The sequence below is a fragment of the Streptomyces sp. NBC_00557 genome (assembly GCF_036345995.1).
Taxonomy (GTDB): Bacteria; Actinomycetota; Actinomycetes; order Streptomycetales; family Streptomycetaceae; genus Streptomyces.
Window position 1 is genome coordinate 2,379,512 of the sequence record NZ_CP107796.1, and the last position, 13,802, is coordinate 2,393,313.

General features: G+C 70.4%; 15 protein-coding genes. 4 read left to right on the top strand and 11 right to left on the bottom strand.

Annotated elements, in window-relative coordinates; translation table 11 throughout:
- Nucleotides 1–71 precede the first annotated feature (71 nt).
- From OG956_RS09680 to rlmN, 5 genes are all read right to left on the bottom strand, one after another.
- Complete coding sequence (locus OG956_RS09680) at nt 72–869, bottom strand: maleylpyruvate isomerase family mycothiol-dependent enzyme (protein WP_330337549.1); 798 nt, start codon at nt 867–869, stop codon at nt 72–74.
- 24 nt (nt 870–893) lie between these two features.
- Complete coding sequence (locus OG956_RS09685; RefSeq protein ID WP_330342790.1) at nt 894–1,913, bottom strand: ABC transporter ATP-binding protein; 1,020 nt, start codon at nt 1,911–1,913, stop codon at nt 894–896.
- A 30-nt stretch (nt 1,914–1,943) separates the two neighbouring features.
- Nucleotides 1,944–3,545, bottom strand: coding sequence for an ABC transporter permease (locus OG956_RS09690; protein WP_330337550.1), 1,602 nt, complete (start codon nt 3,543–3,545; stop codon nt 1,944–1,946).
- A gap of 47 nt (nt 3,546–3,592) precedes the next feature.
- Nucleotides 3,593–4,666: a thiamine ABC transporter substrate-binding protein gene (locus OG956_RS09695; RefSeq protein WP_330337551.1), complete on the bottom strand. Its 1,074-nt coding sequence runs from the start codon at nt 4,664–4,666 to the stop codon at nt 3,593–3,595.
- 233 nt (nt 4,667–4,899) lie between these two features.
- On the bottom strand, nt 4,900–6,006 hold the full coding sequence (rlmN, locus tag OG956_RS09700; protein ID WP_330337552.1) for a 23S rRNA (adenine(2503)-C(2))-methyltransferase RlmN: 1,107 nt from the start codon (nt 6,004–6,006) through the stop codon (nt 4,900–4,902).
- Between the two features lie 157 nt (nt 6,007–6,163).
- Between rlmN and OG956_RS09705 the strand changes: the two genes are divergently transcribed.
- Entirely contained in the window at nt 6,164–6,553 is a 390-nt protein-coding gene (locus OG956_RS09705; protein ID WP_330337553.1) for a hypothetical protein, read from the top strand.
- Between the two features lie 190 nt (nt 6,554–6,743).
- Nucleotides 6,744–6,920 (top strand): hypothetical protein, encoded by a 177-nt coding sequence (locus tag OG956_RS09710; protein ID WP_330337554.1) that lies wholly within the window; start codon nt 6,744–6,746, stop codon nt 6,918–6,920.
- Between the two features lie 25 nt (nt 6,921–6,945).
- Here the strand turns inward: OG956_RS09710 and OG956_RS09715 are convergent, their stop codons facing one another.
- A complete protein-coding gene (locus tag OG956_RS09715) occupies nt 6,946–7,164 on the bottom strand; it encodes a hypothetical protein (protein ID WP_330337555.1) in 219 nt (72 codons plus the stop codon).
- Between the two features lie 278 nt (nt 7,165–7,442).
- On the opposite strand from OG956_RS09715, the gene OG956_RS09720 reads away from it, so the two are divergent.
- Nucleotides 7,443–8,093 (top strand): YceI family protein, encoded by a 651-nt coding sequence (locus tag OG956_RS09720; RefSeq protein ID WP_330337556.1) that lies wholly within the window; start codon nt 7,443–7,445, stop codon nt 8,091–8,093.
- A gap of 111 nt (nt 8,094–8,204) precedes the next feature.
- Here OG956_RS09720 and OG956_RS09725 read toward each other — a convergent pair whose 3' ends face one another.
- From OG956_RS09725 to rpsB, 5 genes are all read right to left on the bottom strand, one after another.
- Complete coding sequence (locus OG956_RS09725; RefSeq protein WP_330337557.1) at nt 8,205–9,368, bottom strand: phosphatidate cytidylyltransferase; 1,164 nt, start codon at nt 9,366–9,368, stop codon at nt 8,205–8,207.
- Nucleotides 9,368–9,925, bottom strand: coding sequence for a ribosome recycling factor (gene frr / locus OG956_RS09730; RefSeq protein ID WP_330337558.1), 558 nt, complete (start codon nt 9,923–9,925; stop codon nt 9,368–9,370). Before frr ends, OG956_RS09725 begins: the two co-directional genes overlap by 1 nt.
- Before the next feature lie 176 nt (nt 9,926–10,101).
- The gene (gene pyrH, locus OG956_RS09735) at nt 10,102–10,860 is read right to left on the bottom strand and encodes a UMP kinase (RefSeq protein WP_330337559.1); all 759 of its coding nucleotides are present in this window, start codon (nt 10,858–10,860) and stop codon (nt 10,102–10,104) included.
- A gap of 204 nt (nt 10,861–11,064) precedes the next feature.
- Entirely contained in the window at nt 11,065–11,901 is an 837-nt protein-coding gene (gene tsf, locus OG956_RS09740; protein WP_330337560.1) for a translation elongation factor Ts, read from the bottom strand.
- Nucleotides 11,902–12,082: 181 nt separating this feature from the next.
- Nucleotides 12,083–12,943 carry a 30S ribosomal protein S2 gene (gene rpsB / locus OG956_RS09745; RefSeq protein WP_330337561.1) on the bottom strand — a complete coding sequence of 287 codons (861 nt, stop codon included), beginning with the start codon at nt 12,941–12,943 and terminating at the stop codon, nt 12,083–12,085.
- A gap of 270 nt (nt 12,944–13,213) precedes the next feature.
- Here rpsB and OG956_RS09750 point away from each other — a divergent pair, with 270 nt between their 5' ends.
- Entirely contained in the window at nt 13,214–13,795 is a 582-nt protein-coding gene (locus OG956_RS09750; RefSeq protein ID WP_330337562.1) for a murein hydrolase activator EnvC family protein, read from the top strand.
- Nucleotides 13,796–13,802: the final 7 nt, after the last annotated feature.

A 13,802-nucleotide genomic window follows, 5' to 3' on the forward strand; every position in this document is an offset into this window, starting at 1 on the left:
CTCGCCCTTCGGCATCCGTACACCACCGCGGCCCGTCCCCCTATCCCCAGGGGACGGGCCGCGGTCGTACGTCAGCCGAAGGTGGCGTGCTTCCGCCAGAACTCCAGCACCTCGCGCTCGCCGACGACCTCCAGGCCGGGTGCGTCCAGCGGCAGCCGGTTGTAGAAGGCGAGCAGCACGGAGGTGAGCGGGCCGCGCAGCGCGACCGTCGCCTTCTCGTGGCCGCGCCGCCAGCTCAGCCCGTCCTCGCCCAGCTCGATCAGCCACTCCGCGTTCAGCTCCGCGGCGGCGTCGGTGGCGTGCAGATGGATGCTCCGGCCGGGTCCGCGCAGCTCGGCGGCCCACGGGCGCGCCCCGGAACGCTGCACGAACTGCGCGATCTCCAGCCACTCGTCCAGCGCGTCGGCGGCGACGTCGGGCGCGACGTCGTAGGGCGCGCCGACGGTGAGCGCGGCGTCCGCGCGGTGGACGGTGATCTCGTGGGTCATCCGGCGGGCCCAGAACCCGCTGGGGACCACGCCCGTCCAGGACCACACCTTGGCCTCGGGACCGGCCTCGCGCAGCGCCCCGACGATCATCTCGCCGGTCTCCGCGAGCCAGGCGTCCAGGGCTGCCGCGTCGCCCTCGGCCCGAGGTCCCTCGCCGAGGGGCACCTGCTCACGCGGAAGCATCTCCTGCGCCCGGGTCCGCACCAGCGTGGCGGCCCAGCGCAGGGCGCCGCCCATGTGCCGTACGAGCCGTTCCAGCGTCCACTCCGGGCAGGTCGGCACGGTGGCCGACAGATCGGCGCCCGAGGTCACCAGCGCCCTGAACCGGTCCACCTGCTGGGCGATTTCGTCGCAGTAGCGATCATGCGTGAGCAAGGTCATGGCCCCACCCTAGGGCGGAGGCGATCAGTCGAGCACGACGATTTCGGTCGCGTCGAACTCCACGCCCACGGCCCGGCCGACCTCGGGCGCGTCCCGCAGCGCGCAGGCCGCCTCCAGGCGCGGGGCGTCCGCGGGCTGGAGGTGGACGGCCACATGGGTGCCCTTGAAGGTGCGCGCCGTCACCGTGCAGCGCAGGCCCGCGTCGGCGGCCACCAGCCGTACCCCGGCGGGCCGCACCAGCAGGCTGCGGGCGCCCTGCGGCGAGCCGTCGGGGACGGGCAGCTTGCCCCAGGGGCTGTCGGCGGCCGTACCGGCGACGGTCGCCTCCACCACGTTGTCGAAGCCGAGGAAGCGGGCCACGAAGGCGTCGGCGGGCCGCTGCCAGACCTCAAGGGGCGTACCGGACTGCGCGATCCGCCCGTCCCGCATCACCACCACCCGGTCGGCCAGCGCGAAGGCCTCGCCCTGGTCGTGCGTCACCGCGAGCACGGTCGTGCCCAACCGGCCGAACAGTTCCCGCAGTTCGACCACCAGGCGTTCGCGCAGCGAGCGGTCGAGCTGGCCGAGCGGCTCGTCCAGCATCAGCAGCCGGGGGCGGGGAGCCAGCGCGCGGGCGAGGGCCACGCGCTGCTGCTCACCGCCGGAGAGGGAGGCCACGGCCCGCCGGGCGGCTCCGGGCAGCCCGACCAGCTCCAGCAACTGGGCGACCCGGGCGTCCCGTTCGCCCCGGTCCACGCCGTGCATGCGCAGCCCGAAGGCCACGTTCGCGCCGACGTCCCGCTGCGGGAAGAGCTGGTGGTCCTGGAACATCAGGCCGACGCCCCGCTTGTGCGCGGGCACGCCCGCCTGGTCCCGGCCGTCGAGCAGCACCCGTCCGGCGGACAGGGGCTGGAGTCCGGCGACCGCCCGCAGCAGGGTCGACTTCCCGCTGCCGCTGGGCCCGAGCACGCACACCACCTCGTGCTCGGCGACCTCCAGGCCCACCGCGTCCAGCACGGCCCGCCCGCCGAGGCGCACGGTCGCGGCGTCCAGGCTCAGCAGCATCGGAACTCCCCCGTCGTCTCCAGCGGGCATCTAGAACTCCCCCGTCCGGTCGGTGCGCAGCCGCTCAAGCAGCAGCAGCGCGGCGGCGCACACCACCATGAGGATCGTCGAAAGGGCCATGGCCTGGCCGTAGTTGAGGTCTCCGGGGCGGCTGAGCAGCCGGGCCACGGCGACCGGCAGCGTCGGGTTGTCGGGCCGGGCGATGAACACGGTCGCCCCGAACTCGCCGAGCGAGACGGCGAACGCGAACCCGGCCGCGACCAGCAGCGCCCTGCGCACCATCGGCAGGTCCACCTCGCGCCACACCCGCCACGGTGAAGCCCCGAGCACAGCGGCCGCCTCCCGCAGCCGTACGTCCACCGCGCGCAGCACGGGCAGCATCGTGCGTACGACGAAGGGGGCGCCGACCAGCGCCTGGGCGAGCGGCACCAGGAGCCAGGACTGGCGCAGGTCCAGCGGCGGCTTGTCGAGGGCGATCAGGAAGCCGAAGCCGACGGTCACGGCGGAGACCCCGAGCGGCAGCATCAGCAGCGCGTCGAAGCCCCGCACCAGGCGTCCGGCGTCCCGCCGGGCGAGCGCAGCGGCGGCCAGACCGCCGATCGCCACGGCGATGGCCGTGGCGGCGACGGCGTACTGGAGGGACGTCCACACCGCGTGGACCGGCGCCACCAGGAACGTACCGCCGTCGGCGTCGGTGAGCGCCCGGTAGTAGCCGAAGCCCGGCGCGTCGAGGGAGCGCTGGACGAGGACGGCGAGGGGCAGCACCAGGAGCAGGGCGACGGTGCCGAGGACGAGGGCGAGCAGCGCCCACTGCCCGGCGCCGCGCGGCCGGCGGGCGGTCACCGCCGGGTCCACCAGCCGCAGCGCGGTCTCCCGGCGCCGTACGGTCCAGGCGTGCACGGCGAGGATCGCGCCGACGGCGGCGAACTGGACGAGGGTGAGGACGGCGGCCGTGGACAGGTCGAAGACCTCGGAGGTCTGCCGGTAGATCTCCACTTCGAGGGTGGAGAAGGTGGGGCCGCCGAGGATCTGGACGATGCCGAAGGAGGTGAAGCAGAACAGGAACACCATCAGCGCGGCGGCGGCCACGGCGGGCGCGAGCGCGGGGAGGGTGACCTTGCGCCAGGCGCCGAGCGGCGAGGCGCCCAGCATGCGGGCGGCCTCCTCCTGCCGGGGGTCGAGCTGGGACCACAGCCCGCCCACGGTCCGTACCACGACGGCGCAGTTGAAGAAGACGTGGGCCAGCAGGATGGCCCACACCGTGGTGTCCAGCCGTACGCCCCACAGGTCGTCGAGCAGCCCCCCGTGCCCGACCAGGGCGAGGAACGCGCTGCCGGCGACGACGGTCGGCAGCACGAACGGCACGGTGACCACCGCCCGCAGCACCTGCCGGCCCGGGAAGTCGAGGCGGGCGAAGACGTAGGCGGCGGGCAGCGCGAGCAGCAGGGTGAGCGCCGTGGAGGCGAGCGCCTGCCAGGTGGTGAACCACAGCACGTGCCGGATGTCCGGCTGTGTGACGACGTCCGCGAGCCGCCCCCACCGCCAGGCGCCGTCCGCCTTCAGCCCGCGCGCCACGATCGCTGCGACGGGCCAGGCGAAGAAGAGCGCGAAGAACGCGACAGGCAGGGCCATCAGCCCCAGCCGCGCCGCGCTCCCGCGCCAGTCCCTCGTGCGGGGGACTACTTCAGTACGAGCGAGGTCCACGACTTGACCCACTGGTCACGGTTGGCGGCGATCTTGCCGGGGGCCATGGTCTCGGGGTGCTGGGCGGCCTTGCCGTACTCGGTGAACTCGGCGGGCACCTTCGCGCCCTGCACCACCGGGTACACGAACATGTTCAGCGGCATGTCCTCCTGGAACTCCCTGGAGACCAGGAAGTCGATGAACGCCTTGGCGCCCTCGGGGTTCTTGGCGTTGCCGAGCAGCCCGGCGAACTCGATCTGCCGGAAGCAGGTGCCGTACGAGACCCCGGTCGGGGCGGTGCCGGGCCGCTTCTTGGCGTAGATCACCTCGGCCGGCGGGGAGGAGGCGTACGACACGACGAGCGGCCGGTCGCCGCCCGCCTTCTTGCCCTCCGACGAACCCGAGAACTCCTGGTAGTAGGCCTGCTCCCAGCCGTCGACGACCTTGACGCCGTTGGCCTTGAGGTTCTTCCAGTAGCCCTGCCAGCCGTTGTCACCGAACTGCGCCGCGCTGCCGAGCAGGAAGCCGAGCCCGGGCGAGGAGGTGGCGGCGTTCTCGGTGACGAGGAGGTTCTTGTACTGGGGCTTGGCGAGGTCGGCGAAGGACTGCGGCGGGGTGAGGTGGTGATCGGCGAAGTACTTCTTGTCGTAGTTGACGCAGATGTCGCCGTAGTCGACCGGCGTGACCCGGTGCTTGTCCTTGTCGAGCCGGTACGCGGCGCCGACCTTGTCCAGGCCCTTGGCGGTGTACGGCTGGAAGAGGCCGTTGTCGAGCGCGCGGGAGAGCAGGGTGTTGTCGACGCCGAAGAAGACGTCGCCCTGCGGGTTGTCCTTGGTCAGGATCGCCTTGTTGACGGCCTGCCCGGCGTCGCCGTCCTTGAGGACCCTGACCTTGTACCCGGTCTTCTTCTCGAAGTCGGCGAGCACGTTCTTGGACACGGCCCACGAGTCATGGCTGACCAGTGTCACGGTCTTGGAGCCGGCGGTGCTCTTGGCGTCCGTCGACCCGCACGCGGACAGGCCGATGAGGCCGAGGCCGACCGCGACGGCCACGAGGGTCTTGTTCTGCACTGGTTGTCCTCCTGGGGGTTGGCCAGGAAGAGACGCGGCCCCGCCCGGAGAATCCGGGCAGGGCGCAACAGCTTGAGTGATGACCGAACTTCCTACCCAGAATGACCTGGGCGAGGTTCAGAGGGTCTGCGGCCCTGTCCGCCGCACTCTCAGCGCTGTGGCGCTCCCCTGTCGGAATATGAAGATGTGATTGGGACGGTGGATATGAAGATGTGATTGGGACGGTGGCCAGATTACCGCTCGGTGGCCGCCAGCTGACCACAGGCCCCGTCGATCTCCTGTCCCCGGGTGTCCCGGACGGTCACCGGCACACCATGGGCGGCGATGGCCTCCACGAACGCCTTCTCGTCCTCGGGGCGCGAGGCGGTCCACTTCGAGCCCGGCGTCGGGTTCAGCGGGATGAGGTTGACGTGCACGGGCCTGCCCTTGAGCAGCCGCCCGAGCCGGTCCCCGCGCCACGCCTGGTCGTTGATGTCCCGGATCAGCGCGTACTCGATCGACAGCCGGCGCCCGGACTTCTCGACGTACTCGAACCCGGCGTCCAGCACCTCGCGCACCTTCCAGCGCGTGTTGACGGGGACGAGGGTGTCGCGCAGCTCGTCGTCGGGGGCGTGCAGGGAGATCGCGAGCCGGCACTTGAAGCCCTCGTCGGCGAACCGGTGGATGGCCGGCACGAGCCCGACGGTGGACACGGTGATCCCGCGCTGCGAGAGCCCGAGCCCGTCCGGCGCGGGGTCGGTGAGCGCCCGGATGGCGCCCACCACCCGCTTGTAGTTGGCGAGCGGCTCGCCCATGCCCATGAACACGATGTTGGAGAGCCGGGCGGGGCCCCCGGGCACCTCCCCGTCCCGCAGCGCCCGCATCCCGTCCACGATCTGGTGGACGATCTCGGCGGTGGACAGGTTCCGGTCGAGACCCGCCTGCCCCGTCGCGCAGAACGGGCAGTTCATCCCGCACCCGGCCTGCGAGCTGATGCACATGGTGACCCGGTCCGGATACCGCATCAGCACGGACTCCACGAGGGTCCCGTCGAACAGCCGCCACAGCGTCTTGCGGGTGGCCCCCTGGTCGGTCGACAGATGCCGGACGACGGTCATCAGCTCCGGGAACAGCGCCTCGCGCAGCTTCTCGCGCGAGCCGGCGGGGATGTCCGTCCACTGCTCCGGGTCGTGCGCGTACCGCGCGAAGTAGTGCTGCGAGAGCTGCTTGGCACGAAACGGCTTCTCACCGATCTCGGCCACCGCGTCCTTGCGCTCCGCGGGCGTGAGATCGGCAAGATGCCGCGGCGGCTTCTTGGCACCGCGCGGCACGACGAAAGTGAGTTCTCCGGGCTTGGGCATGGTGGTACCAGTGTCGCAGATCCACTTGGGTGACCTGCGGGCGTCATTCGCTCCGACGGTCCTTGGCAGCCGTCACCGGTCCTGACTGAGCCGCGCCGCCGAGCGTGGCCGGATCGGGTCTGCCTCTTGGGCGCATATGCCCCTAGTCTCCGCATCCATGGGGAAAGCGGTGCGCATGTACTGGGGATACATAGCGGTTGCGGCTCTCATCGTTGCGTGGAGCCAACGGTGGTCACTGCCAGTCGTTGTTGCTCTGTCGGTTGCCGTCTCGGCCTACGCCTCCTTCCAGGTACCGGTCTGGTGCGGAGCGGTGAACCGGGACGGGAAGACCTACTGCCGCAACAACGCCTACGGCATCTTGATGGGGTGCCGGAACCGCCAGCATCGCTGGCAGAAGCTCAAGATGATGGTGCTGCGCAGCAAGGCCGGAGACTTCAGCCGTGCGGTCTTCCCCACCGCGAAGGAGAAGTTCAACGCCGTTCTGGCGGTGGGAGGGCTGCTTTCGGCGGTCGCGGCGGTGATCGTTCCTGTCGTGACGGGTGGATGAAATCCACCCGTGATCGTGGGAGCACGCCAGCTCACCTCCCGAAGCCGTCGACGCACATACGATGCAGCGCCGGCTCGGAAGAATCGCGAACGCGAGTCTGGCCTGATGCGAGAAGCCGGCGCGTGCCTCTCGGGCGGGCGCGGCAGGGGCGGCGGCCGGGATAGAGTCTCACGGACCCGGGAGGTGAGTTGTGGCCGCGCTTTTCTATTCCGGTGTCGTGGCCGGCGTGGCGTTGCTGGCCTTCCTCGTTCTGCGGGAGCACGGAACGCGTCTGGCGAAGGCGGCTTCCTGGTGGTGTCTGGCGGTCGCCGCCCTCCCCGGACTGGGACTCCTCGGCGTCGTCCTGCAAGTGGTCTTCGGATCGTGAGACGGGGGCGGGGCCGCGTTCCCGCTTACAGGCAGGGCACGTTGGCGTACCCCGGGTAGTAGTAGCGGCCGGCCGGGCCCATGCTGTGGACGCAGCGGTCGAGGGTTGAGGTCTGGTGCTTCGGGCTGTCGGTGGCGGCGGTCGCGGTCGCGGTCGCGGTCGGGGTGATCAAGAGGGTCGCCCCCAGGATCATCGCCGCCACCGCCGATTTCTTGCCCGGCATGCACCTTCGGAACGTCTTCATTGCCGCCCTCCTTCGGGCCGAGACGGGAGCGCCGCGCGGTCCACGGGGCGACGATTCGGCGCTCTTGGTTTCGGTTATGGTCATATGCCGCAGTCATGGCGTCAATACCTTTAATCGGGCATTGGGTATCTTTCGTGTCGCCTCGGGCTCCTTGCCGTGATCACCGGAATCGGCACGGGACAGTCGCCGTTGCTGCGCGTGGTGAAGTTCTGCGGGGAAACGGTCGGGTTTCCTGGTCGGGTCTTGTCCGGCCACCTGCCCTGGCGTAACCACGAGCCATGAACCTTTTCGGCCGCAACTCCTTCCAGCGGCGTGCACAGCCGTCCGCCGCCCCCGTGGCGACCGTCGCCCCGCGGGCCGGTGCCACCGCCGTTCTGCCCGACCCCGAGCTGGCGCATCTCACCGGCGAGTGGCTGATCGATCCCGCGCACAGCAGGATCGGGTTCTCCGTGCGGCACGCGATGGTGACGACGGTGCGGGGCGCGTTCACCGAGTACGAGAGCCGCCTCTACTTCGACGGCCGTCAGCCCACCCGCTCCCGCGCCGACATCGTGCTGTACACCGCCAGCGTCGACACCGGTGTCGAGCAGCGCGACGCCCATGTGATCGGGCGGCAGTTCCTGGACGCCGGGGCGCACCCGCGGATGACCTTCACGAGCACCGCCGTACGGCTCGTGGACAGGGACGTCTACCGCATGACCGGAGACCTGACGATCAAGGGCACCACCCGGCCCGTCGACCTGGACCTCACCTACATCGGCCATGTCACCGACGTGTTCGGGGACGAGCGCGTCGGCTTCGACGGCACCACGACGATCAACCGCTCGGACTGGGGCCTGACCTACGACGCCCGGCTGGCCCAGGGCGGGGCCATGGTGAGCGACAAGGTCCGCCTGCAGTTCGACATCGCCGCCATCCGGGCCACCTGAGACGGGACGCGTAACAACTGCGCAGACGGAAACGGCCGCGCACACGGGTACGGCCCCGTCCTCCGCTGAGGACGGGGCCGTACGTATCTCGGCGTAGGAACGTACGAAGGCTCACGCCGAACCGACGAACACCACCAGCAGCAGCCACACCACCGGGGCCGTGGGCAGCAGGGAGTCCAGGCGGTCCATGATGCCGCCGTGGCCCGGGAGCAGGGTGCCCATGTCCTTGATGCCCAGGTCGCGTTTGATCATGGACTCGCCGAGGTCGCCCAGGGTGGCGCTGGCCGCGACCGCGAGGCCCAGCAGCAGGCCCTGCCACCAGGTGCCGTGGTGGATCAGGAACTGCATGCACAGCGCGCCGGCGGCCATCGCGAAGGTCACCGCGCCCACCAGGCCCTCGCGGGTCTTGCCGGGGCTGATACGGGGGGCCAGTTTGCGCTTGCCGAAGCGCCAGCCGACCGCGTACGCGCCGGTGTCGCTGACGACCGTGAGGAGGAGGAAGGTCAGCACCCGCCAGGGGCCGTCGTCCGCGGTCAGCATCATCGCGACGAACGTGGCCAGGAACGGCACGTAGAACGCCGCGAAGACGCCCGCCGTGACGTCCTTCAGATAGCCCTCCGGCGGCTCCGTCATCCGCCACACCAGGGTCGCGAGCGCCGTCAGCGCCATGGCGACCCACGCGCCCTCGGCGCCGCTGACGTACCCGGCGACCACCATCGCCGCACCGCCCACCGCGAGCGGCACCAGCGGCGCCTTGATCTCCTTGCGCTCGCGCAGCCTGCTGGTCAGCTCCCACAGGCCGACGACGACCGCGACCGCGATCACCCCGACGAACACGGCCTTGTAGACGAACAGCGAGGCGACGATCACCACCCCGAGTCCGACCCCGACCCCTATGGCCGCGCTCAGGTCACGGCCCGCGCTCTTCTTCTGCGGCGCTGAAGCCGGCTGGTGGGCGTCGGGCATGGGCTCCGGATTCTGGTTCTCGGCCGGGAGTGCCCGGGCCTGCGGGGACTCGGGGCGGAACGCGTCGCGGAATTCCTGGAACGAGGGGCCGCTGTGCCGGGCGGCCCCCAGGTCGCCGTCCTGGTCCGATCCGTACGCGGGCTCGTCGGGCACGACGGGCATGGGGCGGGTGTGCTGCGCCTCAGGCGCATCGTACGCGGGACCCGCCGGGACGGCCCCCGGGACAGGCTGGGCCTGCCCGCCCTCGGCGGGACCCCAGTACCCGGCCTGGCCCGCCGCGGGCGGCACCCTCCAGGAAGAGTCGCTCATCAGACTTCGAGCAGCTCCGCTTCCTTGTGCTTCAGAAGCTCGTCCACCTGGGCGACGTACTTCGCCGTGGTGTCGTCCAGCTCCTTCTCCGCACGGCGGCCCTCGTCCTCGCCGACCTCGCCGTCCTTGACCAGCTTGTCGATGGCGTCCTTGGCCTTGCGGCGCACGGAGCGGATCGAGACCTTCGCGTCCTCGCCCTTGCTCTTGGCGACCTTGATGTACTCGCGGCGGCGCTCCTCGGTCAGCTCGGGGAACACCACCCGGATGATGTTGCCGTCGTTGCTGGGGTTGACGCCCAGGTCGGAGTCGCGGATCGCCTGCTCGATGTTGCGCAGCGCGCTCTTGTCGAACGGGGTCACGACCGCCATGCGCGGCTCCGGCACGGAGAACGAGGCCAGCTGGTTGATCGGCGTCAGGGCACCGTAGTAGTCGGCCACGATCTTGTTGAACATCGCCGGGTGCGCACGACCGGTGCGGATCGCGGCGAAGTCCTCCTTGGCGACCACGACGGCCTTCTCCATCTTCTCCTCGGCCTCGAGGAGGGTCTCTTCGATCACCACTTGCTCCTGCGTGTCTTGAGTAAGGCCCGGCTGCTGTTCCTGAGTCGGGGCGGCGGCCGGCTGCGTCGCGTCTTCTTCCTGCACGGTTCCCGACCGGCAGGACATTGTCCATCCCCCGGCCAGGGTCAGGCCCCCTTGCGGGGCCGCGCACCACCGGCCGGGTTGATCCCGGGTCAGTCCCGGCTGCCGTGTTCACCCACCAGCGTGCCGATCTTCTCACCCTTGACGGCCCGGGCGATATTGCCCTCCGCGAGAAGTTCGAAGACGAGGATCGGGAGCTTGTTGTCGCGGCACAGCGTGATGGCGGTGGCGTCGGCGACCTTGAGGTCGCGGGTGATGACCTCGCCGTAGCCGAGGGCGTCGAACTTGACGGCGTCGGGGTTGGCCTTGGGGTCGGAGTCGTAGACCCCGTCCACGCCGTTCTTGCCCATGAGCAGCGCCTCGGCGTCGATCTCCAGGGCGCGCTGGGCGGCGGTGGTGTCGGTGGAGAAGTACGGCATGCCCATACCGGCGCCGAAGATGACCACGCGGCCCTTCTCCAGGTGGCGCACGGCGCGCAGCGGGATGTACGGCTCGGCGACCTGTCCCATGGTGATGGCGGTCTGCACCCGGCTGTCGATGCCCTCCTTCTCCAGGAAGTCCTGGAGGGCGAGGCAGTTCATGACCGTGCCGAGCATGCCCATGTAGTCCGAGCGGGCCCGGTCCATGCCGCGCTGCTGGAGTTCGGCGCCGCGGAAGAAGTTGCCGCCGCCGATGACGACCGCGATCTGGGCGCCGTCACGGACGACGGCCGCGATCTCACGGGCGATCTTGTGCACCACGTCCGGGTCCACGCCCAGGCCCCCGCCGCCGGAGAAGGCCTCTCCGGACAGCTTCAGCAGAAACCGGCCGCGTACTTTGCCGTCGTCGCTCTTCTGGGCCTTGGTGGTCATGGGAGATCCCGCCTCTTTCACGTGTTGCACATACGAAGAAGGCCACTGCCGATCAGGTCGCTTTTCGCTCCCATGCGCGGCAATGGCCTCCTCGTCAGATCTGCTGCCGTCCGCCCCACGCCCGGGTGAGGCGGTGTACGCGGACGACTGCTGTCGACCCTATCGGGATTTCTCCGCGGGTCGCGCGCCGATCCCGGTACGGACTCAGATGCCGACCTTGATGCGCGCGAAGCGCTTCAGGGTGACACCGGCCTCGTCCAGCACCTTCTGGACCGACTTCTTGTTGTCGAGCGCGTACGGCTGGCCGAGCAGCGTGGCGTCCTTGAAGAAGCCGTTGAGACGGCCCTCGACGATCTTGGCGATCGCGGCCTCGGGCTTGCCCTCGGCGCGGGTGGTCTCCTCGGCGATACGGCGCTCGGACTCGACGACGTCGGCCGGCACGTCCTCCTTGGCCAGGTACTTCGGCGCGAAGGCGGCGATGTGCTGGGCGATGCCCTTGGCGACCTCGGCGTTCGGCTTGTCGAACTCGACCAGGACACCGATCTGCGGGGGCAGGTCGGGCATGGTGCGGTGCATGTAGGCGGTGACGTAGCCGTCGGAGAACTGCGCGAAGCGGTCCAGGACGATCTTCTCGCCGAGGTTGGCGTTGGCCTCGTCCACGAACGCCTGGACGGTCTTGCCGGGCTCGATCTCGGAGGCGAGCAGGGCCTCGATGTCGGCCGGGTTCGTCTTGGCGACGTGCTCGGCGATGGCCTTGGCCACGGCCTGGAACTTGTCACCCTTGGCGACGAAGTCCGTCTCGCACTTCAGCTCGACCAGGACGCCGGAGGAGTTGTCGTCGGCGATGATGGAGACCACGGCGCCGTTCTCGGCGGAGCGGCCCTCGCGCTTGGCGACGCCCTTCTGGCCCTTGATGCGCAGCGCCTCGACGGCCTTCTCGACGTTGCCCTCGGCCTCGTCCAGCGCCTTCTTGCAGTCCATCATGCCGGCGCCGGTGAGCTCACGGAGCTTCTTGACGTCGGCGGCGGTGTAGTTCGCCATGAGTCTGTGAGTCTTTCTCGAAGTCTGGAAGATCTTCAGATCCGCACGGTTGCGCTCCACATGTAGTCGCGGAACGCGTACGTCGTGCCGACCTGCGGGTGAACAGCGGGGGCGGACTTCACCGCGCCGAAGGCGCCGTGACGCAGCACCGCCCCCGCCGTCGAACGCTGACGGACCGGCGTCAGGCCTGCTCGGCCTCGGCGGCCGGGGCCTCGGCAGCCGGGGTCTCGGCGGCGGCCTCGGCCGGCTTCTCGGCCTCGTCGGCCTTCTTCTCACCCTCGAGCAGGTCGCGCTCCCACTCGGCGAGCGGCTCGCCCGCGGCCTTCTCGCCCTTCTCGCCGGCGGCCACGCCGGAACGGGCGATGAGGCCCTCGGCGACGGCGTCGGCGATCACACGGGTGAGCAGGGTGACGGAGCGGATCGCGTCGTCGTTGCCCGGGATCTTGTAGTCGACCTCGTCGGGGTCGCAGTTGGTGTCGAGGATCGCGACGACCGGGATGTTCAGCTTCCGGGCCTCGCCGACGGCGATGTGCTCCTTCTTGGTGTCCACGATCCAGACGGCGCTCGGCACCTTCTGCATCTCGCGGATACCGCCGAGGGTCTTCTCCAGCTTGGCCTTCTCGCGGGAGAGGACCAGCAGCTCCTTCTTGGTCAGACCGGAGGACGCGACGTCCTCGAAGTCGATCTGCTCCAGCTCCTTCAGGCGCTGCAGACGCTTGTAGACGGTCGAGAAGTTGGTGAGCATGCCGCCCAGCCAGCGCTGGTTGACGTAGGGCATGCCGACGCGGGTGGCCTGCTCGGCGATGGCCTCCTGCGCCTGCTTCTTGGTGCCGACGAACATGACCGTGCCGCCGTGGGCCACGGTCTCCTTGACGAACTCGTAGGCGCGGTCGATGTACGACAGCGACTGGAGCAGGTCGATGATGTAGATGCCGTTGCGCTCGGTGAAGATGAAGCGCTTCATCTTCGGGTTCCAGCGACGGGTCTGGTGACCGAAGTGGACGCCGCTCTCCAGCAGCTCCCGCATCGTGACGACGGCCATGGCCGTTTCTCCTTGAGTTTCTCGGTTGTGCCGCGGATGCCGGACGGCTTCCGCGCCTGACGCCCGCGTGCGCCGTGCCGCTGAGGACCGAGAGGCGCTGACACCGGCCCGTGAGGGCCTGTGTCGGGGCGTGCGAAGTCGACCCGGTGACCCGGATCGCCAGAAGAAGTGTACGGGACCGCCGGGCCGCCGGGTGACGCCGCTGTCCACAACCAGCGGGTTGTCCACAGTCTCCGGCCATGATCGGCGGCGGTACGGCACGGTGGCCGCATGCGAGAAGCGATGCGAAACGCCCTGCTGTCGGCGGCTCTGCTCCTCGGGCCGGCGATGGCGGCCCTGGCGCCCTGCCGGTCCTGGGCGGACACCCCGCCCCCGGCCCCCGCGCCGCCCCCTCAGGCCCCGGTCCCGCCCGTCGCGCGCGCCTGGCCGGTGGGCGTGCACCCGCTCGTGTTACGCGGCTGGGAGCCGCCGGTGACACCGTACGGCCCCGGCCACCGGGGCGTGGACCTGGCGGCGCCGGCCGGCTCCCCGGTCCGGGCTGTGGCCCCGGGCCGGGTGTCCTTCGCGGGCCGGGTGGCGGGCAGGGGGGTCGTCTCGGTCGACCTGACGGGTACGGATCTGCGCACGACGTACGAGCCGGTGACTCCGTCGGTCCGCGAGGGGGACGAGGTGCGGGCCGGCGACGCGGTGGGCGCGGTGCAGCCGGCGGGCTCCCACTGCCCCGCCGCGTGCGTCCACTGGGGCCTGCGCAGGGGGAAGACGTATCTGAACCCGCTGTCCCTGCTCCCGCCGTGGCTCCTGCACCGGGGACCACCGAGGCTGCTGCCGGTGCTCGGGGTGCCGATGCCGTAGCCCGGCG